22 protein-coding genes are annotated in these 24106 nt (G+C 42.8%); 10 read left to right on the top strand and 12 right to left on the bottom strand.

Annotated features, from left to right (window positions below):
• Nucleotides 1-177: 177 nt before the first annotated feature.
• Nucleotides 178-1866 carry a Na+/H+ antiporter gene (locus R2Q66_RS20845; protein ID WP_316752818.1) on the bottom strand — a complete coding sequence of 563 codons (1689 nt, stop codon included), beginning with the start codon at nucleotides 1864-1866 and terminating at the stop codon, nucleotides 178-180.
• A complete protein-coding gene (locus tag R2Q66_RS20850) occupies nucleotides 1796-3538 on the bottom strand; it encodes an ABC transporter ATP-binding protein (RefSeq protein ID WP_316752821.1) in 1743 nt (580 codons plus the stop codon). The genes R2Q66_RS20845 and R2Q66_RS20850 overlap by 71 nt, the downstream gene beginning before the upstream one ends.
• A gap of 152 nt (nucleotides 3539-3690) precedes the next feature.
• On the opposite strand from R2Q66_RS20850, the gene R2Q66_RS20855 reads away from it, so the two are divergent.
• The 4 genes from R2Q66_RS20855 to R2Q66_RS20870 all read left to right on the top strand — a co-directional run bounded on the left by R2Q66_RS20855 (nucleotide 3691) and on the right by R2Q66_RS20870 (nucleotide 8811).
• A complete protein-coding gene (locus tag R2Q66_RS20855) occupies nucleotides 3691-4668 on the top strand; it encodes a DUF6515 family protein (RefSeq protein WP_316752824.1) in 978 nt (325 codons plus the stop codon).
• A 163-nt stretch (nucleotides 4669-4831) separates the two neighbouring features.
• On the top strand, nucleotides 4832-6085 hold the full coding sequence (locus tag R2Q66_RS20860) for an MFS transporter (protein ID WP_316752827.1): 1254 nt from the start codon (nucleotides 4832-4834) through the stop codon (nucleotides 6083-6085).
• Between the two features lie 80 nt (nucleotides 6086-6165).
• Nucleotides 6166-8055, top strand: coding sequence for a gamma-glutamyltransferase family protein (locus R2Q66_RS20865; RefSeq protein ID WP_316752829.1), 1890 nt, complete (start codon nucleotides 6166-6168; stop codon nucleotides 8053-8055).
• A gap of 15 nt (nucleotides 8056-8070) precedes the next feature.
• Nucleotides 8071-8811: a class I SAM-dependent methyltransferase gene (locus R2Q66_RS20870; protein WP_316752831.1), complete on the top strand. Its 741-nt coding sequence runs from the start codon at nucleotides 8071-8073 to the stop codon at nucleotides 8809-8811.
• Here R2Q66_RS20870 and R2Q66_RS20875 read toward each other — a convergent pair.
• The 6 genes from R2Q66_RS20875 to R2Q66_RS20900 form a co-directional block, all read right to left on the bottom strand.
• Complete coding sequence (locus R2Q66_RS20875; RefSeq protein WP_316752834.1) at nucleotides 8808-9869, bottom strand: PCMD domain-containing protein; 1062 nt, start codon at nucleotides 9867-9869, stop codon at nucleotides 8808-8810. The two genes, R2Q66_RS20870 and R2Q66_RS20875, sit on opposite strands and share 4 nt — an antisense overlap.
• A 5-nt stretch (nucleotides 9870-9874) precedes the next feature.
• Nucleotides 9875-10702, bottom strand: a complete 828-nt coding sequence (locus R2Q66_RS20880) for a hypothetical protein (RefSeq protein ID WP_316752836.1) — start codon at nucleotides 10700-10702, stop codon at nucleotides 9875-9877.
• Between the two features lie 106 nt (nucleotides 10703-10808).
• Complete coding sequence (locus tag R2Q66_RS20885; RefSeq protein ID WP_316752838.1) at nucleotides 10809-11030, bottom strand: hypothetical protein; 222 nt, start codon at nucleotides 11028-11030, stop codon at nucleotides 10809-10811.
• A 71-nt stretch (nucleotides 11031-11101) separates the two neighbouring features.
• On the bottom strand, nucleotides 11102-12790 hold the full coding sequence (locus tag R2Q66_RS20890) for a sodium:solute symporter family transporter (protein WP_316752840.1): 1689 nt from the start codon (nucleotides 12788-12790) through the stop codon (nucleotides 11102-11104).
• 20 nt (nucleotides 12791-12810) lie between these two features.
• Nucleotides 12811-14142, bottom strand: coding sequence for a xylose isomerase (gene xylA / locus R2Q66_RS20895; RefSeq protein WP_316752843.1), 1332 nt, complete (start codon nucleotides 14140-14142; stop codon nucleotides 12811-12813).
• A 78-nt stretch (nucleotides 14143-14220) separates the two neighbouring features.
• Nucleotides 14221-15699, bottom strand: coding sequence for a xylulokinase (locus R2Q66_RS20900; RefSeq protein WP_316752845.1), 1479 nt, complete (start codon nucleotides 15697-15699; stop codon nucleotides 14221-14223).
• 119 nt (nucleotides 15700-15818) lie between these two features.
• Between R2Q66_RS20900 and R2Q66_RS20905 the strand changes: the two genes are divergently transcribed.
• Nucleotides 15819-16844: a LacI family DNA-binding transcriptional regulator gene (locus tag R2Q66_RS20905; protein WP_316752848.1), complete on the top strand. Its 1026-nt coding sequence runs from the start codon at nucleotides 15819-15821 to the stop codon at nucleotides 16842-16844.
• Nucleotides 16845-17119: 275 nt separating this feature from the next.
• Here R2Q66_RS20905 and R2Q66_RS20910 read toward each other — a convergent pair whose 3' ends face one another.
• A complete protein-coding gene (locus R2Q66_RS20910; protein ID WP_316752850.1) occupies nucleotides 17120-17707 on the bottom strand; it encodes a DUF4142 domain-containing protein in 588 nt (195 codons plus the stop codon).
• Between the two features lie 93 nt (nucleotides 17708-17800).
• On the opposite strand from R2Q66_RS20910, the gene R2Q66_RS20915 reads away from it, so the two are divergent.
• Together R2Q66_RS20915 and R2Q66_RS20920 are read left to right on the top strand one after the other, a co-directional pair.
• A complete protein-coding gene (locus tag R2Q66_RS20915; protein WP_316752853.1) occupies nucleotides 17801-18280 on the top strand; it encodes a DUF5018-related domain-containing protein in 480 nt (159 codons plus the stop codon).
• Between the two features lie 135 nt (nucleotides 18281-18415).
• Nucleotides 18416-19528 (top strand): DUF5009 domain-containing protein, encoded by a 1113-nt coding sequence (locus R2Q66_RS20920; protein ID WP_316752855.1) that lies wholly within the window; start codon nucleotides 18416-18418, stop codon nucleotides 19526-19528.
• A 60-nt stretch (nucleotides 19529-19588) separates the two neighbouring features.
• Here the strand turns inward: R2Q66_RS20920 and R2Q66_RS20925 are convergent, their stop codons facing one another.
• Both R2Q66_RS20925 and R2Q66_RS20930 read right to left on the bottom strand, forming a co-directional pair.
• A complete protein-coding gene (locus R2Q66_RS20925; RefSeq protein WP_316752858.1) occupies nucleotides 19589-20890 on the bottom strand; it encodes a BamA/TamA family outer membrane protein in 1302 nt (433 codons plus the stop codon).
• Nucleotides 20891-21038: 148 nt separating this feature from the next.
• A complete protein-coding gene (locus R2Q66_RS20930; protein ID WP_316752861.1) occupies nucleotides 21039-21698 on the bottom strand; it encodes an epimerase in 660 nt (219 codons plus the stop codon).
• A gap of 118 nt (nucleotides 21699-21816) precedes the next feature.
• Here R2Q66_RS20930 and R2Q66_RS20935 point away from each other — a divergent pair, with 118 nt between their 5' ends.
• Nucleotides 21817-22212 (top strand): DoxX family protein, encoded by a 396-nt coding sequence (locus R2Q66_RS20935; protein WP_316752864.1) that lies wholly within the window; start codon nucleotides 21817-21819, stop codon nucleotides 22210-22212.
• A 30-nt stretch (nucleotides 22213-22242) separates the two neighbouring features.
• Here the strand turns inward: R2Q66_RS20935 and R2Q66_RS20940 are convergent, their stop codons facing one another.
• Complete coding sequence (locus R2Q66_RS20940; protein WP_316752868.1) at nucleotides 22243-23181, bottom strand: D-2-hydroxyacid dehydrogenase family protein; 939 nt, start codon at nucleotides 23179-23181, stop codon at nucleotides 22243-22245.
• 173 nt (nucleotides 23182-23354) lie between these two features.
• Between R2Q66_RS20940 and R2Q66_RS20945 the strand changes: the two genes are divergently transcribed.
• Nucleotides 23355-23693, top strand: a complete 339-nt coding sequence (locus tag R2Q66_RS20945) for a PadR family transcriptional regulator (protein WP_316752871.1) — start codon at nucleotides 23355-23357, stop codon at nucleotides 23691-23693.
• Between the two features lie 139 nt (nucleotides 23694-23832).
• The gene (locus R2Q66_RS20950; RefSeq protein WP_316752874.1) at nucleotides 23833-23997 is read left to right on the top strand and encodes a hypothetical protein; all 165 of its coding nucleotides are present in this window, start codon (nucleotides 23833-23835) and stop codon (nucleotides 23995-23997) included.
• The last annotated feature ends 109 nt before the right edge of the window (nucleotides 23998-24106 follow it).

A 24106-nucleotide genomic window follows, 5' to 3' on the forward strand; every position in this document is an offset into this window, starting at 1 on the left:
TATTTATAGCTTATGAATTGATCTCCATCCTTAAAAACGTAATTGCAAAAGAAGATTTCTTATAAACGCAGTTCGGAAATTGATTTACGGCTATATCGTCGTCTTGTATGGTAAACACCTATATTTAGCTATTAAAAATAGCATAGTTCCTTAAAATAAATATCTATCAGGACAGTTTTACTGTTTATACAAACGCGCTTCTTCTAAATCCAGACTGCTTTCCAGGTCACGAATCACCTCATCATCATACTGTTTTGTGGCGCGCAATTTATTCAGCTCGGTTCTTCTCATGGTGATCAGATCCAGCATAATCTTACCGTATAGCTTTCTTACAGAAGCGACCTGTTGTCTTTGCTCAGTCAAAGTCTGTTCTGTTGCATTGATACTGCGTTCCAGTTGTTCCTTGATTCTCGCAATAGTTTCATATTCCTTCATTTCCTGATGGTATTTATTGTTCAGGAAAGTCACAGATTCTTTGGCAAGTTGCAATCTGATCGCTTCTTTTTGTAGATCAAAAGGAACATGGTCGTCTGTTTCTTCTACTTTTAATAACCTCAGGAAGATAGGAAGGGTAAGTCCCTGGAATACTAAGGTTACCAAAATCACAATGAAAGTGATGAACAAGATCAGATTTCTATGCGGAAAAGCCTCGCCATTGTCTAAAGTCAAAGGAATGGCTAAGGCGGAAGCCAAAGAAACTACGCCACGCATTCCTGCCCAACCAATAATGAAAGGCAGCTTTAATCCCGGGCTTTTCTCCGAGGCACGGATTTTCGGACTCAATAATCTAGGTAGGAAAGTAACCACATAAACCAGAATGATCCGGGCAACGATCACAATTCCACTAATGATTAATCCGTAATGAACGGCCTCCTTAATAGAATAACCATCTAATGCGGCCACGATTACCGGTAATTCCAGTCCAATCAGGATGAAAACAAAACCGTTCAAAAGAAAACCTACAGTTGCCCATACTTCCTTGGTTTGTATTCTGGTATGGTAATTTAGAAAATCGTTGGAACGGAAGGACAGAAATAAACCACCACTTACTACAGCTAAAACGCCCGACCAGTGGAATTCCTCCGCAACAATATACATTAGATAAGGCGCAATTAAAGTGATTGGCGTGGTGATGCTCGATGATTTTGCCCAATACCTCAATACCAGATACAATATGTGTGCGATGACCAGGCCAACAAATACACCCATAACAGCCAGTACCACAAAGTCTGTTGCCGCTTTTTGGAAAACAAACTGACCAGTCAGGATAGAAGCCAATGCAAATCTGAAAACAGTAAGCGAAGCTGCGTCATTGACCAGACTTTCGCCCTCCAACATCGTTAAACCTCTTTTTGGCATATTTACACCCTTCAATACCGAAGTGGCTGCTACCGCATCTGGCGGAGAAATGATCCCACCTAATAAAAAGCCTAAAGCAAGTGTAAAGCCCGGAATGATACTTACAGAAAAGTAAGCGATGGCCATAGAAGTAATCAGCACCAGGCCAAAACCCAGTAATAATATCGATCTTTTCCATTTCCAGAACTCGTTCCAGGAAGTGTACCAGGCGGCTTCAAATAGTAGGGGTGGTAAGAATATCAGGAATACAATATCAGGGTCAATGCTTATTGCAGGGATGCCAGGGATAAAACTGATGCCCAATCCTCCGATAACCAGGAAAATAGGATAGGAAATTTTCCATCGTTGACTCAACAAATAGAGGAGTGCCATTGCAAAGAACAAGGCGAGGATCAGCAGTAAATTGGCGTGTATCATGGACAAAAATAGAAAAATATCACTTTCTTTCTCCAACTTGTTGTCGCCACATGGCATAATATAATCCTTTCTGCTCCAGCAGTTCTGCATGAGAACCCGACTCAGAGATCTTTCCTTTCTCTAAAACATAGATCACATCGGCATGCATAATCGTCGATAAGCGATGCGCAATAACCACCGTAATCCGCTCCCTGCTCATCGAGAGGTCGCGTATGGTAGAAGTAATCTCTTCTTCGGTTAAAGAATCCAGAGCGGAAGTAGCCTCGTCGAAAATGAGTAATCTTGGATTTCTCAATAAAGCCCTCGCAATCGAAATTCTTTGTTTTTCTCCTCCGGAGAGTTTCAATCCACCTTCTCCCAATAGGGTATCCATTCCTTTTTCGGATTTTGCCAGGAGGTTGGTACAGGAAGCTTTATCCAGGGCCAACAGCAATTCTTCTTCCGTAGCGTCTCCTTTGACAAACAAAAGATTCTCTTTAATCGTGCCTGCAAAAAGTTGAGTATCCTGTGTTACAAAACCGATTTGTCGGCGGAGTTCATTGTAACGGATCTCCGTTGAAGGGATATTATTAAACAGTATCGCACCCGAAACCGGCCGGTATAAACCCACCAGTAGTTTAACCAGCGTCGATTTCCCTGAGCCGGAAGGGCCAACAAAAGCAATCGTTTCTCCGGTATTGACATGAAAAGAAATATCGTCAATCGCATTCGTCTGTGCCGTCTTATGGCGAAAAACCACTTGATCAAATGAAAGGTTTTGTAAAGGCCCGGTCTGTTTCGGAGAATCTGGCTTACGTTCCACTGGTTTACGCATCAATTGATCAAAGCTATGAACCGAAGCTTCAACTTCCCGATAACTGAGAATGATACTGCCAAGATCTTGTAAGGGACCAAAGATAGAGGTCGAAATAAACTGCATGGTAATCAGCTCGCCAGTGCTCAACTTATTCCTAAAGATCAGCCAGAGCAAAATGAACAGAATAGATTGCTTGAGCACATTGAGCGTGGTTCCCTGTAAAAAAGAAAGCGTTCGCACCCTTTTGGTTTTCGTCATCTCCAGATCGTAAATCTTTTGCGTCTGTAGTTTTAACCGGCGGATTTCCGGAAAGGTGAGCCCCAGACTTTTCACCAGCTCAATATTTCTAAGCGATTCTGTAATCACACCCGCCATTTTATTGGTTTCTCTATTGATAGAGCGCTGTACCATTTTGATTTTCTTACTCAATAATCCGGTGAGCGAGCCCAAAACCAGGATCCCGACCACAAATACCGGGACCAGCATCCAGTTCTTGGTGATGGAATACCAAATGAGAAAGCCCATACCTACAAAGGAGGAAAAGAGAATATTTATGAAAGAATTGACAAAACGTTCGGTATCAGTTTTTACTTTTTGAAGGATAGATAAGGTTTCGCCACTATGGCTTTCCTCAAATTCCTGAAAGGAGAGGCGCAAGGTTTGCCGGATGCCATCATTGAAGATCTGCATGCCAAATTGCTGTACGGCCAGTCGGGTGTAGTATTCCTGAAAAGCTTTGGCAAGCCTGGCTGCAATGGCAACGGCTATCGCGATACTCAGCCAGTACAAAACGCCTTTTACCAGTTCATCCTGGCTCTTATTACCTGGATTGCCGGCATATTCGTCGATGATCTTTCCAAAAATAATAGGGTCAGTAAGACTGAGTAGCTGGGCAATCGCCGCGAGGAAGAGCGCTAAAAGTACCCACCATTTCTGTTCTTTAAAATATTTCCAAAGGATCGGCATGGCTAAGTTGGTCTATGATAAAAAGTTGTAATGCATTCAAAATACTAAAAATAAAGCAGTTTTATCATTTGTAGGTCAGCTTTTTCGTTTCTTTGTATATAGAATAATCCTTTTTGTCAATAGTAAGTCCAACTGTTAAAAATTGAAAATATATGAAAAGTTCATGGTTTAAATCGTTCGTCGTTGCAGGTGCCGTTTTATTAGCAAGCGGAATCACAGCAACAGATGTTTCTGCCCAAAGAGGCGAGAGGCCATCAGGTGGAGGCGGTGCAGCCAGACCATCAGTAAGCAGACCTTCATCTGGCGGTGCAAGGCCTTCTATAAACAGACCTTCCTCTGGAAACAGACCATCTATAAGTACGCCTTCTGCAGGAAACAGGCCTTCCACTGGAAACAGACCGTCTGTTTCAGATAGACCCTCTATAAATAACAGGCCTTCTGTAGGTAACAGGCCATCTATAAATGACAGACCTTCTGTAAACAGACCGAACAATAGCTACAGGCCAAACAGACCTGGAGGTAGTTACCGTCCAAATTACAGACCTAACTACAGGCCTGATTATCGTCCAAACTACAGACCGCATTACAGGCCATATTACAGACCTCACTATAGTTATTACAACTATTACAGACCGTATATTGGCTTAAGTATTAATGTCTTGCCGTTTGGATATTATCCTGTTTACTATGGTTCTGACCGTTTTTATTTCTCTGATGGATTGTTCTACAAACAATACGATAAAGAGTATAAAGTGGTGGTGCCACCGGTAGGTGCAGAAGTTCCTACACTGCCAACTGATGCAAAAGAAGTGGTGATTAATGGACAAACTTATTACGAAAGTAAAGGTGTTTATTACTCCAATGCTCAAAATGCAGACGGAAAACAAGTATTCGTAGTCGCTGGTAAAGATGGTGTTTTGAATACCGATGGAAAAGAAGTGTATGTGAACCCTGCTGTTCAGATTGGAGATCTGGTAGATCAACTACCTGAAGATTCCAGAGAAATACTGATAAAAGGAGCAACTTATTATGTAAGTCCGGATGGCGTTTATTATGAAAAACTAATCAGTGACAACAAAGTCACTTATAAAGTGATCGGCTTAGACAATGAGCCTCTGGAAATAGAGTAAGAAAATATAGTATAAAAGAAACCCTTTTGAGATGATCAAAAGGGTTTCTTTTTTTAGCCCTGATTTTTTAATCAGGTAGCCGATCGATTTTTGGCTCAATTTCTGTCCTGTTTTTAACCTCGTCCGATTAGACCATTTTCGATCCAGCGGTTCCTGCACAATTATGAATATTAGCACCTTTAACGCCTTCAAAAGCCGTAATTATAGATTGTATTTTACAGGACAGTCTATTTCTTTAATTGGGACATGGATGCAAAAGACTGCTGTTAGCTGGGTGATCTACGAAAAAACACATTCTAATTTTATGCTGGGACTCACGCTTTTCGCCAGTCTCTTTCCTTCCTTCATCTTTTCTTTTATTGGGGGTGTCACAGCCGATAGGTACAACCGATACAAAGTGTTACTGATCACGCAAGTGGCCTCCATGATCCAGGCGATACTCCTCACCATGCTGATCTTCTTTAAGGATTATTCAGTTTGGGAGATCATTGCTTTGAGTGCTTTGCTGGGCTTAATTAATGCTTTTGATGTGCCAGCAAGACAATCTCTGGTCTACGAAATGGTAGAAGACAAATCAGATTTACCCAATGCACTTGCTTTAAACTCTTCCATGGTGAACCTTTCCAGACTGATTGGTCCGGGGATTGCCGGTATCGCGCTGGAAAAATTCGGAGAAGACGTCTGCTTTGGCCTCAATGCGATTAGTTTCATTGCCGTGATCGGTTCTCTATTGATGATGAGGTTACCAAAATTCAACATCGTTCCACATACCAAGAATATATTTGGAGAACTTAAAGAAGGTTTCCAGTATATCAAAAGAACACCTTCCATATCATTTGTGCTGATGATGCTGGCGCTGATGAGTTTACTGGTCTTACCCTTCAGTACGCTGATTCCGGTGTATGCCAAAGACATTTTTAAAGGTACAGCCTCCACCTTCGGGGTGATCGACAGTGTCATCGGACTGGGTGCATTCTGTGGCGCTATTTTCCTGGCTTCGTTAAAACCCGGGAGAAACTTAAGAAAGATCCTGGCCATTAATACGCTTATTTTTGGCGCCGGACTGGTTTTATTCTCCCATACCACCTATTACCCCATCGCTTTGGTTTTTGCCACGGTCTCTGGATTTGGAATGATGTCGCAGATTACCATTAGCAATACCCTCATCCAGACTACCGTAGATCCGGCCATGCGCGGAAGGGTCATTAGCTTTTATGCGATGGCATTCTTTGGGATGCAGCCTTTAGGAGGTTTACTGATCGGGAGTCTTTCTCAATTGATAGGCACCCCGGATACCGTCATGATCCAGGGATTTATCGCTTTAGCGATTGGCTTATTGCTTTTGCGATTCCTCAAAAAAGCGAAAGAAAGAAAAGCTGCAATCGGCACTGTAGAAAACGCAGCGGAAAGCAGGTAGCCAGATTGTGACAGCCTCATTGATATTGTCCTTTGAGTAGTTTTTGAAAATAAGTAGTTTTAAAGCCTGATTCTATTGATATGAAACACTTATTTTCTGTCCTCTGTCTTTCTGCGACCGCTATCTTACCTGTAGCGGCACAACAAACCCAAAAACCTGTCTTGCATGGCCGCAATTGGATGGCGATTACAGGGAAACCTTTAGCCGCTACCGCTGGTGCCATGACTTTTCAAAAAGGTGGAAACGCTGTTGATGCCGCTTGCGCGATGTTGGCCGCTACCTGCACCATGTGGGATACCCTGAGCTGGGGAGGGGAAACGCAAGCGCTGATCTACAACCCGAAGACGAAAAAAGTGATTGCGATTAATGCGATGGGCGTAGCGCCAACGGGAGCTACCGTAGAATTCTTTAAAAGTAAAGGCTATAATTTTCCACCTGAATACGGACCATTGGCGGCAACAACACCAGGTACGCCGGGTGGCTTAATCTATATGCTGGTCAATTTTGGAAAACTGAGCCTAAAAGAAGTGCTGGCACCGGCCATGGAAATGGCTGCGGGTTACCCAATTGAAGCTCAGGCAGCCAACAGCATCGAAAAAGGGAAAGAACACATCAATAAATGGCCATATAGTAAAAAAGTATTTCTGACTCATCCGGGAGAAAAAAGAGAAGCACCGGAAGCAGGAGAGATCTTTGTACAAAAAGACCTGCTCGCCACGTTGACAAAAATGGTAGAGGCGGAAAGTAAAGCCTTGAAACAAGGGGAAACGAGAAAAGAAGCCTTAATGGCGGCTTACGACCGTTTTTATAAAGGCGACATCGCGAAAGAGTTCGTACGTGGCGCACAGGAGCAAGGCGGACTGATCACCATGGAAGACCTTGCCAAATGGAAACCACTGGAAGAAGCGGCTTTACAAGTGAACTATAAAGGCATCGACGTCTATAAATTGCAACAATGGACGCAAGGTCCTGTGATGCTACAGGCGCTAAATATCCTGGAGAATTTCGACCTGAAAGCCATGGGTTATAATAGTCCGAAATACATTCATACGATATACCAGGCAATGAATCTTTCCTTTGCCGACCGTGATTTCTATTACGGGGACCCTTTAACAAAACCCAAAGGGCCGATTAAAGGTTTACTTAGCAAGGATTATGCAAAACAACGCGCTAAACTCATTCAATTCGATAAAAACGATCCAAACATCGGCCCGGGCAATCCATATCCCTTCGAAGGGAAAACCAATCCTTACTTAAATCTTCTTCAGAAAAGAGGTTATGAAATGGATACTACCAAACGCAATTTTGCTCCAAAACACGACCTAGGCAAACTAAACACTAGTCCGGATGAGGTGTATCAGGAAAGATTATTGTTGGGAACCACCTCTATTGAAGCCGCAGACAAGGAAGGCTGGGTAGTGTCGGTTACGCCAAGTGGCGGATGGCTTCCGGCTTGTATCGCAGGCGAAACAGGGATTGGGATGAGCCAGCGGATGCAGAGTTTTGTGTTAGATAGCACTTTGAACCCTTTTAATGTCGTTGCTCCCGGAAAAAGACCACGCGTTACTTTATCACCTTCCCTGGCACTAAAAGACGGAAAACCTTTTCTGGCTTCTGCTGTGCAGGGCGGAGATACCCAGGATCAGAATCTGTTGCAGTTTTTCCTGAATGTAACGGAGTTTGGAATGAACGTACAACAAGCCTCCGAAGCGGCAAATATCAATACCAACCAACTTTGGCTATCTTTAGGTGGAACAAAAACCGAAGATAGGATGCCTAAACCCGGACAAATCTTACTCCACAACAGTACCCCGGCTGCAACCTCTGAAGCGCTGCAAAAAATGGGCTATATATTGAGCTTTGGCGCCAGAACAAGTGGCCCGATTAATGCGATTTACTTTGACTGGAAACATGGCAGTCTATGGGGCGGTTCCAGCAATCATGGCGAAGATTATGGAATTGGCTGGTAAAACTAAAAAAGACCTATGAGAGAAAACAAATACGATGATCCTGATTTTTTCGAGAATTACGGACAAATGCCACGCTCAGTTGGTGGATTAAATGCTGCCGGAGAGTGGCATGTGCTACAAAAGATGCTGCCTGATTTTACAGGGAAAAACCTGCTTGACCTCGGCTGCGGCTTCGGCTGGCATTGTATTTACGCCAAAGAACAAGGGGCAGATCTGGTGGTAGGCGTAGACCTGTCGGAGAAGATGTTGAATATCGCCAAAGCAAAATCTGAAGGTCTCCAGATTAAATACCTCCAACAAGCCATTGAAGATATCGACTTTTCAAAAGAAGAGTTTGATGTAGTCATGAGTTCTTTGGCTTTTCATTATGTGAAAGATTTTCAATCTATCCTTCAAAAGATCAACTACTGTCTTAAACCCGGCGGAACCCTTGTCTTTTCTCAGGAGCATCCCATCTTTACCGCAAGAGCAGAACAAGATTGGATAAGAAATGAAAAAGGAGAAATCCTGCATTGGCCGGTAGACCAATATCAGGAGCAAGGGATCAGACAAACCAGCTTTCTCGGACATACCGTGGTAAAATACCACAGAACACTGGAAAACATCTTCAATGCCTTGATTGCTGCGGGATTTGTGATTCAACAGGTATCGGAGCCAAAGCCTTCCAAAGAAGCCATAGCGGCCTGGCCGGAAATGGAAGCTGAAAACAAAAGACCGATATTCTTAATGATCAAAGCGGTTAAAGCCGGCACTTAATAATTCAACACCAGATTATCGACCACCAGTGTGCTATTCACCGCGCCTTCATATTTAGCGCCGGAAGCACTCGAAGAAAAGATAATGCTGATATGTGTAACCGGATCATTTGCCTCAGCAAACAGCCCATTTGTCGGAAGCTGGTAGCCCGGGCTGCCAACAGGTAAAGTGCCATAAACCAATGGAATCGTGATTTTCGTCAGGTTATCCACCTTATCCGGAGACCTAAACCAGGCGGTAGCAGCCCTTTTAACCACTTGTCCGTCCCTGTTTTCTAACAACAGGTAAATATCGCAGCTGTCCAGTTTATTCAAAGTCTGACCGTTTCCGTTTTTATAAACTGTGCCCGGGGCATATTTATAGCTAACCGTAAAGCTTTTAGGTCTAGAGGTATAGGCAATCCCAAATTTTGCAGAATTTAAAGGATTGGCGAGATCCAGCTTAAATGTGCCGGTAAACAAGGTTCCGGCACCCATCCGCTGACCGGTTAACTGCGCTAAAACACCCAGATCTTTGGTGACCATCTGTGCGGCAAGATCTCCGGCAGCAATTTCAATAGGGGTAGTATTGGCGGTAGAAAGACTCACCACGCCATCATTCCCGGTTGCCCATTCGGTGCTGGCGTTCAAACCAGGTTGTTTATAGTTCTTCCCGGCTGGCGTATACCATTCGTTAAAATTAGAATTGCTGATTTGTGGGTTTGCAGATTGCTTAGTCACCATAACCGTATAAACCGCCTTACTGCCGTCTTCTGCGGTCACCGTATAAGGAACAGGTTTACTGAAATCTTGTGGAACACGAACTCCCGGGGTCAATTCTGCATAGGTAGACAGCTGCACTGAATCTACAAACAACTTCGTCAGATCCGCATTTGCATCCACATTTAGTCGGATGATCAGGCTGTCCTGGTTGATAGCAGTGGTTCCTGTCTCATTGGAAACAGTCAAATAAAGGATTTTTTTAAACGTAGATTTTCCAAAGTACGTTTCCTTTACGCATCCCGAGCTGAGTAATAACGTTCCGGCAAAGACAAAAAGTAGAGATTTATATTTTAACATGTCTTTTAAAAATAAGTAGAGAAACCAAAACCGATTTTCAGGATATTGACTTTAAAATTCATATCCGTAGTAGTTACCCTGGAATCCGGCTTTCCGGTCGTATGGCCGCGTTCTATGCTGGTATTGATCCCAAAAATATCTACAGTAGTTTCAAATGCGAAGTTTTTCACAATAAAAACCATCAATCCCGGTCTTAATCCAACACCATAAGTATCTTTTGAAGTATAGGTTCTGGTCAGGATTTCATCTACCACGCTTTCTTTGATAGAGCGGTCAAATAACAATTGGATTTCCGTCTGGTTCACAATGTAAAACCTGTTTTTGTTATCCAGGGGGATGAAATTCTTGATGAAGGGACGAACGCCGTAATTGTTCGAAAAGCTTTGATTACTGGTTAAATTACCATCCCCGTTCTTAATCAGGTTGTTTTCTTTGGATTGTCCGTAGGATAAGCCCAAACCAACACCGAGGTTCTTTTTGATAATGTAACCTCCATCCGCACGAACAGACCAACTGGATTTCTTTTGATCAAGGTAATTGACAAAAATGTTATTGTCGTTTTGGGCATTCCTGCTGCTCAGTGAAAAGGTAAGGATATTGAACTTCAAACCCTTTTCTATGATCAGACCTGCCGGTTTTTCTTCTGTTGACCGGGTTTGTAGGGAAGGTTTAGGGGCAAGGCCCGACACCGTATCCTGAGCAAAGAGCACAGGACTATTGCAGCATAAGAGTAAAAATAAAACAAGCGGAGCAGGTTTAAATTTAACAGCGCATTTCACAGAAAATAAGCGAACTAAGGTTGGTAAAGGCATCAGGTTAGGTAGCGGATTCATTCAGTAGATTTATTCCAAAATAAGGATAATTTTAAGAAGAAAACGAAAGAGATAGACTAACTTCAATTTTCTTTTCAAAGAATCCGGATCCATAGCTAACACCAGTTTACCCTAAAATGTTTTCGGAATTAACAGGTAGATCGTTCGTATAGCCATAATATACTGCTGCTGGTTGATTAAGGCTTGGCGAGGGTCTCCTCAGGGATTGCTTAGGGATAAAGCCTGATAACCCTTCTTCAACTCCCCGCCAGCCCTTCTTCAACTCCTCGCCAACCAGCACCACCATAGCCAGGATGTAGCCGCACAGTACCAGTTGTTGTTTAGCCATAAAAAAACCGGGATACTTCCATAAGAAAAACCTTATCGAAAATATCCCGGTGAGGAGCGTGTAGGAATTAGCTACCAGAAAATACTGTAAAGGGCAATAATAATCCCGATAATGATCAATGCACCAGCAGTAAAACCAGCATTGGTTTTAAACATACTACGGTCTACATCTAATCCTTTAGGGTTAACACCCTTTCTGTTTTCAAATAAGCTGATGATCACCATCGAGACCACGCAAATGAGAAAAACAAAGCCCATTCGATCCAGAAAAGGAATCTCATAGAGCATACTGCCATCTTTTTGCTGGGCTAGTTTAGCGAATCCCCAGCTGCTCAATCCTTCCAGATTACAGAAGTTAGGCAAGGCTTTAAACCCTACTGATAACAAGAAACCGCCAATTGTAGCGAACAATGCCGCATTGGAAGTGGTTCTTTTCCAGAAAAAGCCCAGTAAGAACATCGCAAAAATACCCGGGGAAACGAAACCGGTATATTCCTGAATAAACTGGAAACCACCTTTTTTGTCAATGCCCAATTGTGGGGCAATCACTATGGCCAGTAACATCGCTACAACAACCGTAATTCTACCCACCACTACTTGTTTGTGTTCGTTGGCATCCTTACGAATCACTTTTTTGTAGATATCCAGGGTAAAAATAGTGGCAATACTATTTGCTTTTCCAGCTAAGGAAGCCACAATTGCTGCGGTTAAAGCGGCAAAGGAAAGTCCTTTTAGTCCGGCAGGAAGCAGGTTTAGTAAGACCGGATAGGCGGAATCTGCATTCAGTTCACCGTTTTTCATCATGGCGGTATGGAAATTACCATAACCTTCTTTGTAAAGCACGTAAGCGGCAATACCCGGCAATACCACGATAATCGGCATCAGTAATTTCAGGAAGGCAGCAAATAGCAAACCAGATCTGGCGGTTTTTAAATCCGCACCCAGCGCCCTTTGCGTGATGTACTGATTACAACCCCAGTAGTTCAGGTTCACAATCCACATACCGCCAATCAAAACTGTTAAGCCGGGAAGATCCATGTAATGCGGGTTTTCCTGTTTGAAAACCATGTGAAAATGATCTGATGCCTTTTCTTTCACCATCGCCAGGCCGTTTAACACACCGGAGCTGCCAAAATGAGTCGCTACCAGTTCCAGCGCCAGGTAAGTCGTGGCCAGACCACCTAAGATTAAAAAGAAAACCTGGATTACATCCGTGTAGCCAATTACTTTCATCCCACCAAGGGTGATGATGATGGCAAAAACAGCAAGCACATACATACAGGCCGTGGTATTGATGCCCGAAATGCTGTTGATGGCCAATGCACCAAGGTAGAGGATGGAGGTTAAGTTAACCACCACGTACAGCAACAGCCAGAATACCGCCATAATCATGGCAACTGTACTGTTGTAACGTTGCCCAAGAAATTGGGGCATGGTATAGATTTTGTTTTTCAAATACACCGGAATGAAGAATATAGCAACAATGATTAAGGTTGCGGCAGCCATCCATTCGTAAGTAGCGATTGCAAGGCCCATAGTAAAGCCAGAGCCACTCATTCCGATAAATTGCTCGGCTGAGATATTTGAAGCGATTAGAGAGGCTCCAATTGCCCACCAGGTTAAGGAGTCTTTCGCCAGAAAGAAATCTTTAGAATTCTCTTTATGGGCATTTTTCTTCTTATAAACCGTCCATCCGTAAATCGAAACAATCAGAAAATAAACCAGAAAAACGACATAGTCGTACGTACTCAATGAGTTCATGTAAGTTTAGTTATTTTGTTTTAAATGAATCTGTTAATGATGTTTTCTAAGAGTTCCTGCTGACCGCTTATCGTTTTTGGCTCGCCTTTTTCAATCGCATAATTGCGTAGATCTTCCAGGTTCAGTTTTCCGTTTTCAAAGTCTTTTCCTGCACCTTCATCAAATGAGGCATAACGGTTTGTTCTGATTTTCAGGTAATCAGAGTTTTGAAGCACCTGATCCGCAGTAACCAAGGCCCTTGCAAAAGTGTCCATTCCGCCGATATGTGCGTAAAACAGATCCGCAGGGTCAGTGGAGTTTCTTCTGATTTTAGCATCAAAATTGATTCCTCCGCCTTGCAATCCATTGGCTTCCAGAACGATTAACATCGCTTCTGTGAGCTCATTGATGTTGTTTGGGAACTGATCGGTATCCCAGCCATTCTGATAATCGCCTCTGTTGGCGTCCATAGAGCCCAGTAAACCGGCATCGGCAGCCACTTGTAGCTCATGTTGGAAAGTATGACCGGCAAGCGTAGCATGATTCACTTCAATATTCAGTTTAAAATCATCCATTAAACCATATTGTCTCAGGAAGTTACTCACCGTTGCAGAATCGTAATCATATTGATGTTTAGAAGGTTCACATGGTTTAGGTTCAATAAAGAACGTTCCTTTAAAGCCTTGTTTTCTGGCGTAATCTTTAGCCGCGTGTAAGAACTTAGCCATATGTTCCTGTTCACGTTTCATATTGGTGTTCAGCAAACTCATATAACCTTCGCGACCACCCCAGAACACGTAATTCTCGCCGCCAAGGGCGATTGTAGCATCTAAAGCCGATTTTACCTGGGCAGCACCATGTGCCAACACCTGGAAATCAGGATTGGTAGCCGCGCCATTCATATAGCGACGGTGAGAAAACAGGTTAGCTGTTCCCCAAAGCAATTTTACGCCACTGGCGGCTTGTTTTTGTTTGGCATAGTCTACAATGGCTTGCAAACGTCTTTCATTTTCATGAATATCATTCGTGTAATCTACCAGATCCACGTCGTGGAAGCAGTAATAAGGCAGGTTCATTTTAGTGATAAATTCAAAAGCCGCATCCATTTTGTCTTTTGCGCGTTCTACCGCATCTGCTTTTTCATTCCATGGATGTAGGATTGTTGGCTCTCCAAATGGATCTCCGCCTGTGGCCACAAAAGAGTGCCAGTAGGCGCAGGCAAAGCGCAAATGTTCTTTCATTGTCTTTCCGGCAATGATTCTATTTTCGTCGTACCAGCGAAAAGCCAGTGGGTTATCTGAGTTTAATCCTTCGAACTTTACTTGCCCGATTCCTTTAAAAAATTCCTTTTCTCCTGTCGTTACTGTTGTCATTGTGGTTCTGTAATTATTAGGTTAATCTTAATTAATATGATGATGTTATTTTATTGTTATATAGCTATATATGTTATTTTAGTTAATCTTTAACTTTAGGATCTGTAGCCAGTCCTGATATACGGTTTCATAGTTCAGTCTGGTGTCTGGTTCTACCAACTGAATCGGTTTGATATTGCTAAAAGCAGCTGCGGAGTCAGTATAGATTCCTGCTCCGATGCCAGCACCTAAAGCGGCACCTACACTACCATCATTGTCGTACAGTTCTACCGGAACACCGGTGCTGTTTACGAAGGCTTCGAGGAACAACCCGCTTAAGAAAAGGTTCGCTTTTCCGGCCCTGATCACCTTGGGTTGAAGGCCATTGCTCCGCATAATATCCAGTCCATAGCGAAAGGCAAAAGCAATTCCTTCCTGTACTGCACGGAAGATATGAGGGGTACTGTGTAGGTTAAAATCTATGTTTTCTAAATGAGCGCCAACAATTTTGTTGTTTAGCATCCGTTCTGCGCCATTTCCAAAGGGTAATATCCGTAGTCCGTCTGCGCCAATAGCGATTTTGCTTGCTGCGGTATTGATCTCCTGATACGTAGCAGCGGGGGCCAGCAGGCTTTTTGCCCAGCGGTTCATACTGCCTGTTCCGTTGATACAGAGTAGGATACCTAATCTTTTTTGGTGTTCAGTATAGTTCACATGGGCAAAGGTGTTTACCCTGGATTGAGGATCATAAGCCAGCTGGTCGCTTACGCCATAAATTACTCCGGAAGTACCTGCAGTGGCGGCCACTTCTCCGGGTGCTAAAACATTCAGGGATAATGCGTTATTGGGCTGATCTCCGGATTTGTAACTCACCGGAATACCTGGTTTTAAGCCCAGTAAATGTGCAGCAACAGCGCTTACCTGACCGTGTTCTGAAAATACAGGCTTGATTTCAGGGATCAATTCCCGGTCAAAACCGTAGTGATTCATCAAAGCATCTGATAGGCTGTCCGACTGGAAATCCCAGAAAACACCTTCTGATAAAGCAGAAATACTGGTGGTCATGCTCGAACAGAGTTTCATGGCGATAAAATCACCTGGAAGCATCACTTTATCGATTTTAGCATAACATTCCGGTTCATTTTCTTTGACCCAGGCCAGCTTGGAAGCGGTAAAATTACCCGGAGAATTCAATAAATGGCTCAGGCAATATTCATGGCCTAACTGATCATAAGCTTCGTTTCCAAGGGCTACCGCTCTGCTATCACACCAGATAATACTGTTTCTCAACAGCTTTTGGTCTTTATCTACCAATACCAATCCATGCATTTGATACGCAATACCAATGGCAGCAATGTCAAGGGAGTCGAAATTCGCTTTCTGCTTGCATAAGGCAAAAGCCTGTTGGGTATGTGCCCACCAAAGCTCCGGATCTTGTTCCGCCCATCCCGGATGGGGGGCGTAAATGGTCGCTTCTTCCTCCGGATATTGCGCGGTAACGATGATTTTTTGCGTTTGCGCGTCTACGATGGCCACTTTAATGGAAGAAGTGCCAATGTCTATTCCCAGTAATAACATATAATGTTGTGCTAATGGATTTTATGGAATGAATATTTGGTTATCAGAAAACGAATTTAGTAGAAAGTTTTATAATTGCAATCGATTGCCTAAAGTATTTTTGTATTTTTACTCCTGATATGAAGTCTCAGAAAAGAACAACTATATACGATATTGCTCAAAAGCTCAATTTAGCGGCATCTTCTGTGTCCAGAGCATTGAGTAATAGCGATAAAATTAATGCGGAAACGAAAGCATTGATCCTAAAAACTGCTGCCGAGATGAACTATCAGCAAAATGCGATGGCTTCAAACCTGCGTAAAGGCAGTAATCCGACAATTGGCGTAGTCGTTCCCCGCATCAATCAGTATTTCTTTTCGAACATCATTGCCGGATTAGAAGAAGTCACTTTTAAGAAAGGGTATAACCTGGTCATCTGCCAGTCAAACGAGTTACATGCGCGTGAAGTAGCCGGTGTGAATGCTTTAGTGAACCAGAATGTGAGCGGGATTGTGATCTCCATTGCGGCAGAACAAGGAAGTTCAGACCACCTGCAACAGGTCTTAGACCGTAATATACAACTGATTCAGTTTGACCGGGTACTCGAGGATCTGGAAACATTTAAGGTGGTGAACGACAATCATAAGGCCTCTTATGAGGCTGTAAAGCACTTAATTGAACAAGGATACCGCAGAATCGCACTTTTAGAAGGCCCTCAGGAGCTTCCTATTTTCAGGGAACGGAAGGAAGGTTACCTGGCTGCGCTCAAAGATCACGGCTTTCCGATATTGGAAGAGTTGATGTATACGAATGCCTGGACTAAAGAACTGGGGGCAATAGCTACGGCTAAACTGTTAGAAATGGCCAGTCCTCCTGACGCAATTTTCGCTTCAACCTCAGATTTTGCCGCTTTAGGGGTGTTAGAAGCCGCTACAGCGAAGGGAATCCGCATTCCGGAAGAACTCGGGATCTGTGGGTATTCTAATGAGCCTTTTACAGAAATCACTAGTCCTTCGATCACAACAATAGATCAGTTCAGTATAGAAATGGGTAAAACGATTGGAGATCTTCATTTTCAGGAACTCGACAACTCAGGAGCGGTGATCAAGAAAACGGTAAATATCAAGCCGAAATTGATTGTCAGGAAGTCTAGTCAGCGGATTTAAAGACGAGCTCCAGTTTCAAATATTAGGATTGGAATTTGCTAAAGGTGTTTAGATTTAAGGGACACTGGCAGGCGGGAAAAAGACATGACCTTAGTTTGATAAGGATCAGGTTTGCTGTTGATGTAATAGATTAGTTGATATTTGTATTTTATTTGATTATTAGTACTTTAGAAAATAAGGTCAGACACAATGTCATGCCTTAGGACTGAGTTTTCAAGGTGTAGAATTAAAGGCAAGGTGCTTATTGCACCTTGCCAATCAGCTGCTGGATTTGCTTATTTCATTCGCTTATTGATGTCATTAATCATGTCAAGGTGCTTCTGAACCGTCACTTCTGTTTTGGTGGCAAAGGACTTCAGGTCTGCATCCATACCATCCTTTGCTTCATTTTTCATGAGCTCAAGCGTAGATTTATGGCCATCCACCATAGCCGCTGTATAAGCCTGATCAAAGTCTTTACCTGTTTTCTGACTCAGCTCCGTCATCTTTTTCTGATGTGCTTCATCTAAACCGTTCGGCAGCGTAATGTTTTTAAGCTTTGCAATCGCTATTAATTCTTCATTGGCTTTCCCATGGTCGGTTACCATCATGGTTGCAAACTCTTTCAGTTGTGGATTTTCTGTTTTACTGAGGGCCAGTTTCCCAAATTCTACTTCGGCCATGCCGCCAACCGCAGCTTTTGTGGCAAACTCAGAATCTGTAGGTTCCACTGCGATTCCTCCGGTCAGATTTTCATTTGAAGTGGTGTCTTTCACCATATTTAAACTATCAGCCGTTTGTCTGGCATCTTTCGTACTACTGTTACACCCCTGAAATGCAAATGCAGTTGCAGAAATTGCACATAGATAAATTAGTTTTTTCATAACGTAAGATTTTGTTTCCCCCTATAACAAATGCGATAATTTATTGTTTTCGCAGGAGGAGGACTTACGTTTATTGGAGCAGAGTGCTGTGTATTGAACAGGATTGCTGGCTATTTTCCAGAGCTGTGTCTGGTATTAGTAAGCACAATGCTGACTTCCTGTTTGAAAAAGGGCCTTCCGGAGTATCCTGAATGGGATGGTACCAATATCGATAACGTATATGTGGAGTACCGCTATAATGGACCAGAACAATTTGGCGGACAACCGATCGTGGTGATTAAAAAACTGGATGTGGTAAAAACTGTGGATGAGCCGAATTCAACGCTTAAACTGACCATTACCGTACCTGCAGCCAGTGGTAGTTTCAATGCCGCAGAACGTGCAAAAGTCTTGCAGAATAACTTATGGCTGTATATGGATATCTCTACTGCCGCAACGATTAAGCCAGTGGCAGGAAGCTCAAAATTGGGAGATCCTACCAATCTGACCGTTCCACAGCAATATGAGGTGACTGCCGCTAACGGGTCAAAAAAGACCTGGACTATTGTGGTCACTGCTTTTAATAAACCTTAATATGTATTAAAAGTTTCAATTTACTTTAAAAAAAAGCTGGATCTGTGATCCAGCTTTTTTTTCCATAAAATCTTAAACTTCTTTAAAAGTTTTTAACTTTTAGAATTATTTAATTCCTTTAACCTCTTAAACTAAATGAGCCACATTACAATTACGCCGACTAAACGCTTGTTATCTCTTGATTTTATGCGGGGCCTGATCATGGTCTTATTAGCGTTGGAAAGCACCGAACTCTATGTTTATCTCCTGCATTTATGTCAAAAAGGAAGTTTCGCCGCTTCGCTGATGGCTCAGTTTTTTCATAACGACTGGCGCGGAATACATTTCTGGGATCTGATTCAACCCGCTTTTATGTTTATGGCCGGTATCGCCATGACGTATTCCTTAACCCGGCAAAAGGAGCAGGGGATGCCCTGGAATGATCGCTTTTTGAAGATTTTAAAACGGAGTGCTTTGCTGCTGTGCTGGGGGATTATAAAAAGAATACACAGCCCCGACTGGTTATCCTTAAACGCATTGGATGTCACCGATATTTTAACCCAACTTGCCTTTACCACCATCATTGCTTTTTTACTATTTGATTTTAAAATCAAATATCAGCTGCTGGCCGCCATTGGTATTTTAGTATTCACGGAGTTCCTTTACCGGTTCTGGAATATTCCCGGATATGTTGAGGGCTTTAGCGATGGCCGGAATATCGGCAGCTATATTGATTACCTCTTATTTCAACAGGAAGGAAATCATTATGTTTTTATCAACTGGTTGCCTACCGCAGTACATACACTTGCCGGTGTCATCGTAGGGAAGTTGTTTATGCAGTACAAAACCCCCTTAACCTGGCTGTTGCCCGCTGGACTGGCCTTAGTATTAACAGGGTATGCGCTTGATTTTTTTGAAATAACGCTGATTATTAAACCGATTGCCAGCAGCTCCTTTGTATTGGTTTCTCTCGGATTTTGCTGCTGGATGGTCGCCTTGTGCTATTGGTGGATAGACCTCCGAAAGCACCAGAAAGGATTATTGTTTTTTCAGGTTGTGGGTATGAACTCGATTTTCATTTACTTGTTTTTCGAGATCGTAGGACGTAACTGGTTCAACGGTTATGTGATCATGGTATTCAATCCGATGGAAACTTTGCTGGGTTTATCGCACAACTGGTTTTTAGTGATCGCTGCCCTGACTACCTTTGCCGCAGAATGGGGCATTTGCTATTTCTTATACCGGAAGAAGATCTTTTTCAAGCTCTGACAATTTAGGTCAGACCTACCGGTTTTTGTTTTATCGTTTAGGTGTTAATCAAAAACCGGTTTAAAATGCTTCATTTAAACCAAGGAACAGACCTTTAGCACCAAAATTACCGAATGCATAGTCGACACATAGATTAGTCCTTGTTGCTTTGTTAAAGAGAATCCGCAGACCTGCGCCACCGGCAGGCTGCCATTTCTGAAAGATCTTAGTTCCAGAATCGTCATTCGTCGTTTGAATGTTAAAGAAAGTTACCCCGCTTAAAAACTTGTTTTTGGTAATCGGAAAGCGGTATTCTACTTCCGAATAAAAGTAATCGGTTCCTTTAAAGTAGCCTACGGTATATCCTCTGCCACTCCGGAAACTCGGGTCTTTCCCTGTTCCAGGCAATTCCAGGTAAGGTAATGTTCCACTAACCAGGTAAGATCCCCAGTTCCAAAAAGCGATCACATGCTCCGGATTTCTGGAAGATAAGCTCCAGTATTTTCTGAAGTCGGTGGTGATTTGTACTGCATTTTTCGTACTCCCGATCCAGGTTTGGTTTACCCGGACTCCCGCATCGGCATACATTCCTTTATAAGCGCGGTTCTGATGGTCACGAGTGGTGTATTGCAGGTTAAATAGAAAGCCATTCGCCAGGTAATGATCTGTTTTAAACCCGCGTTCAGTACTGTAAATATGGTAAGGAGTGAGGTTGTCGGGATGATCTCTGTCCTCCAGTTGTCTTCGGATGTCAATAGAAACTCCGGCACCTACAAAAAGGTGATCCATCACTTGTTTGTACACCTTTTCCCTGAAATTGTAATACTCGCCATGAATCACATAGCCTTTCCGATCTGGATTAGCCATGATAATTTCTTCCGGTGTTCCGGTTACGTCAGCACCGATTCCGAAGCCAAAATCCGGATTTACCGTTTTTGCAGCAACCAGACTTCCCTGGAAGTTCCAGCGGTTTCCCGGCGTATATATATTATGACTCAGGTAAAAGTAAATGATGCCTTTGGTGGTAATAGAGGCCGAAGTTGCGGCAATAGACATCAGCGTGTTTGGCTCATGACCAAGTACTCTTCCTGCTACTGCTTTTAGGCCAATCTGTGCGCCAATACTTGGATTGTAGGCAATACTAGGCATAGGCGTAATGCCTGATTTTTGCTGAACAGGCTTTTGAGGCTTGCCCGGACGGAAGATATGGTGTATTAAATCACCGATGTCGAATGCGTTCTGGATACTATCCTGGTTCAGATTTACCCGCTCTTTCTTCAACGAATCCTGAACCGATGAAGTTTGTCCATACCCTTTTGCTAACCCGGAGGCAGTCAGGACCACTAATACTACGCTTACTTTGGAGAATTGCTTAATCTTCAATTTACTTAAATTAATAAATGCATGTAAACCCTTGAGGTATTTCTGATAATGCCTTACCCGATTGCAGCAAAGCTAGTATTTGATTCGTAAAACAATGCGCAATTACTGTTCCAACAAAAAAACTCCTCAAATTGTTTAGTTACGCAACTCAGGCTTTTGATAAGGTCACAATATCCTTCACTTCTAAAACCTGCTTTGGGTATCCTTTTTTTACGGAATTGATCATCGCCAGACCCACTTCTTCTAAGGTGCAAAATCCGGCAGGGAAAAACTTACGGCCGATAGGGTACATCCAGGCTATGTATTTATAAATGCTTTTGATGTTTTTTTGTCCGGGTACTGCTTTCATAAAGCCGGGACGGAACATATAAGCGTTTTTGAAAAGTCTGATCAGGGCGTTTTCCGTTGCTCCTTTAACCCTTGCCCAGGCAACCTTTCCTTGCTCCGTACTGTCTGTACTTGCACCGGAAACATAGCAAAAGGTCATTTCCGGATTGATGCCAGCCAGGTGTTTGCCTGTCGCTAAAGTAAGGTCGTAGGTGATGTGCTGGTATTCTTCCTTACTGATGCCAACAGAAGAAATTCCAAGGCAAAAGAAACAGGCGTTGTAACCTTCCAGCTGAGAATCCAATGCTGCCAGATTGAAAAAGTCTTTATGAATGATCTCTTTTAGTTTCGGATGGCTCAGTCCGCCGGGTTTTCTATTGATCACCAAAACCTCTGCTACATCCGGATGTTCCAGGGAGGTTAACAGTACGCCTTCGCCAACCATGCCTGTTGCTCCGGTAATAATTGCTTTTATTTTCATGGTGTATTTAAAAGTTTAGGGGCCCTAAAATAAGGAAATTCTCCAGGATCAGTTAAGCCGGGAGTAAGAAGATGGGCTATAAATTTGTTGCTCTCCTTAGAAACTTATATATTTAATTATGAAAACAATTAACCGCCTCAATCCCTTGTTACTGATTCGTATAGCGATTGCAACGATTTTTTTATCTCATAGTTTACATGGCGTTCTCAATCATACAGTAAACGACTTTGGAGAGCATTACCTGAATAAGGTCGGTTTTGCTCCTTTTGGCGTTTACCTGGCCTGGGCATTGATGGGTTTTGAGATCCTGGGTTCTCTATTGATCCTGTTTGGGAAATTCCTGAAATATGTTGTTCCGATATTCATCATGGTTTTGTTAATTGGTATTGTACTGGTTCATTATCCGGATGGCTGGTATGTAGTAGGCCCGGGAAGAAACGGAATGGAATTTAGTTTTGTGCTCATCGTTTGTCTGATAGCGATCTGCCTTCCCGTTCATGGACGACGCAGGTAGTGTGCTATAATTGGGTAGGGCGCTATATAATTACCCGCCCAGCCATGTTTCTATGTTTCTTTTGATATCCTCATAAAACACCTCATAAGTGTTTTCTGTAACATAGCCAATATGTGGTGTGGCTAATACATTTGGTAAGGTCCTGAAAGGATGTTGACTTGGCAATGGTTCCAGATCATATACATCCAGACCTGCACCAGCGATCTTTTTCTTCTTTAGCACCTCAATCAAAGCCTTCTCGTTTACCAGTGGACCTCTGGAAGTATTGATAAAGAATGCAGATGGCTTCATCAGGTCAAGTTCTTTTCCGCCAATGATGTCTTTGCTTCTTGAACTCAGGATCAGATGTACCGTTACAAAATCAGCTGTAAAAAACAACTCTTCCTTGCTCACTAATCTGGCACCCTGAGCGCTCGCTTTTTCTTCCGTCAGGTTTTCGCTCCATGCGATAACATCCATTTCAAATGCTTTGGCGTAACGGGCAATTGCGCTGCCAATGTTCCCCAGTCCGACAATACCAATGGTTTTTCCTTTCAAATCTACGCCGATCTCCGTTTGCCAGCCGCCTGTGCGGACATTCTCAGACTCCCGGACCAGGTGTTTTGACAAGGCCATTAACAGGGCCCAGGTCAGTTCAGGTGCGCCATTAGAGATATATCTGGTTGGAGAAACGGTAATACCGAACTCTTCTGCCGCTTTCATATCTATAGAAGCATTCCGCTGACCGGTGGAAATAATCAGTTTCAGGTTTGTCAGTTGAGAAAGGATTTCCCGTGTCATCGGCGTCCGTTCCCGCATCACCGCAATGATCTGGAAAGGTTTCAGTCGCTCAACGAGCTCCCCGGTTCCACTGAGGTGGTCATTAAAAACGGTAATCTCTGCAAGCTCCTCTATTTCTGACCAGGCTCCGTAAGTCAGTGCAACATTTTGATAATCGTCTAGTATAGCAATTTGAACTTTTGTTTTCATGTCAATTCCTTTGATACAAAACTTCAATTTAGAATTATAGTTTGAAAAGTATTGTAAATTTTAAAACATATTGAAGGAAGGTATTCGTAGTGATAGCCATTTCATCAGGATTATACGTTAAAATTTACATACCTAAGTTTCTTAGGTGTGTAAGAAATATACTATATTTGAGTATGGCAGTCAATAACGAATTATTCAAAGGAACCTTACAAACGATTATTCTCAACCTATTATCGGAGAACGAACGGATGTATGGCTATGAGATCACCCACAAAGTCAAGTCAATTACACAGGGTGAGTTGTTGTTAAAAGAAGGTGCATTATATCCCGCATTACATAAACTGGAAGCAGAAGGTTTATTGGAGACCAGCACAGAAGTAGTGGACAACAGATTGCGTAAATACTATTCTTTATCGCCGGAAGGGGAGAAGGAGGTGGTTAATAAACTGCAGGAAGCCAGAGACTTCATTCAGAACCTACAGTTGTTATTAAACCTTAAGCCCTCATTTTGATAGGAAAGGGATCAAAGAGCAACCCGCAGAAATCAGTATTGAACCATCCTTCTGTAATTTCCCGGATATTGTACATCAGGAAGAGATTTACAGGATTAGCATAACAAAGCGTATATCAAAGTTTTATCCTTTTAAAAATATGGAGCTTAGTCAGGAACAATTAACAGAAATCAAGCAGTTTGTGCAGCGTAAAGGCTTTGTTTACCTGGATGTACAATTGGAAATCATAGACCACATGGCTTCGGCAATCGAAGAAAAGATGGATATTACTGCTTTTTGCGGTCTACATCATCACCGCCTTTAAAACGATGAACCTTGGTATAGCCGAAAGTAGAGATCTCCTGAAGAAATATCAATACCTAAAATAGTTTTAATTACTATATTCATATCTAAATAAGGAAGTTAGCTGTTTA

It is taken from the genome of Pedobacter gandavensis (genome assembly GCF_032677645.1).
In the GTDB taxonomy this organism is placed as follows: Bacteria; Bacteroidota; Bacteroidia; order Sphingobacteriales; family Sphingobacteriaceae; genus Pedobacter; species Pedobacter gandavensis_A.

Excerpts from the sequence above, each read along its gene's own strand:
- R2Q66_RS20845 (WP_316752818.1), bottom strand. The coding sequence starts at position 1,866 with ATGCAGAACTGCTGGAGCAGAAAGGATTATATTATGCCATGTGGCGAC.
- R2Q66_RS20850 (WP_316752821.1), bottom strand. The coding sequence starts at position 3,538 with ATGCCGATCCTTTGGAAATATTTTAAAGAACAGAAATGGTGGGTACTT.
- R2Q66_RS20855 (WP_316752824.1), top strand. The coding sequence starts at position 3,691 with ATGAAAAGTTCATGGTTTAAATCGTTCGTCGTTGCAGGTGCCGTTTTA.
- R2Q66_RS20860 (WP_316752827.1), top strand. The coding sequence starts at position 4,832 with ATGAATATTAGCACCTTTAACGCCTTCAAAAGCCGTAATTATAGATTG.
- R2Q66_RS20865 (WP_316752829.1), top strand. The coding sequence starts at position 6,166 with ATGAAACACTTATTTTCTGTCCTCTGTCTTTCTGCGACCGCTATCTTA.
- R2Q66_RS20870 (WP_316752831.1), top strand. The coding sequence starts at position 8,071 with ATGAGAGAAAACAAATACGATGATCCTGATTTTTTCGAGAATTACGGA.
- R2Q66_RS20875 (WP_316752834.1), bottom strand. The coding sequence starts at position 9,869 with ATGTTAAAATATAAATCTCTACTTTTTGTCTTTGCCGGAACGTTATTA.
- R2Q66_RS20880 (WP_316752836.1), bottom strand. The coding sequence starts at position 10,702 with ATGAATCCGCTACCTAACCTGATGCCTTTACCAACCTTAGTTCGCTTA.
- R2Q66_RS20885 (WP_316752838.1), bottom strand. The coding sequence starts at position 11,030 with ATGGCTAAACAACAACTGGTACTGTGCGGCTACATCCTGGCTATGGTG.
- R2Q66_RS20890 (WP_316752840.1), bottom strand. The coding sequence starts at position 12,790 with ATGAACTCATTGAGTACGTACGACTATGTCGTTTTTCTGGTTTATTTT.
- xylA (WP_316752843.1), bottom strand. The coding sequence starts at position 14,142 with ATGACAACAGTAACGACAGGAGAAAAGGAATTTTTTAAAGGAATCGGG.
- R2Q66_RS20900 (WP_316752845.1), bottom strand. The coding sequence starts at position 15,699 with ATGTTATTACTGGGAATAGACATTGGCACTTCTTCCATTAAAGTGGCC.
- R2Q66_RS20905 (WP_316752848.1), top strand. The coding sequence starts at position 15,819 with ATGAAGTCTCAGAAAAGAACAACTATATACGATATTGCTCAAAAGCTC.
- R2Q66_RS20910 (WP_316752850.1), bottom strand. The coding sequence starts at position 17,707 with ATGAAAAAACTAATTTATCTATGTGCAATTTCTGCAACTGCATTTGCA.
- R2Q66_RS20920 (WP_316752855.1), top strand. The coding sequence starts at position 18,416 with ATGAGCCACATTACAATTACGCCGACTAAACGCTTGTTATCTCTTGAT.
- R2Q66_RS20930 (WP_316752861.1), bottom strand. The coding sequence starts at position 21,698 with ATGAAAATAAAAGCAATTATTACCGGAGCAACAGGCATGGTTGGCGAA.
- R2Q66_RS20935 (WP_316752864.1), top strand. The coding sequence starts at position 21,817 with ATGAAAACAATTAACCGCCTCAATCCCTTGTTACTGATTCGTATAGCG.
- R2Q66_RS20940 (WP_316752868.1), bottom strand. The coding sequence starts at position 23,181 with ATGAAAACAAAAGTTCAAATTGCTATACTAGACGATTATCAAAATGTT.
- R2Q66_RS20945 (WP_316752871.1), top strand. The coding sequence starts at position 23,355 with ATGGCAGTCAATAACGAATTATTCAAAGGAACCTTACAAACGATTATT.
- R2Q66_RS20950 (WP_316752874.1), top strand. The coding sequence starts at position 23,833 with ATGGAGCTTAGTCAGGAACAATTAACAGAAATCAAGCAGTTTGTGCAG.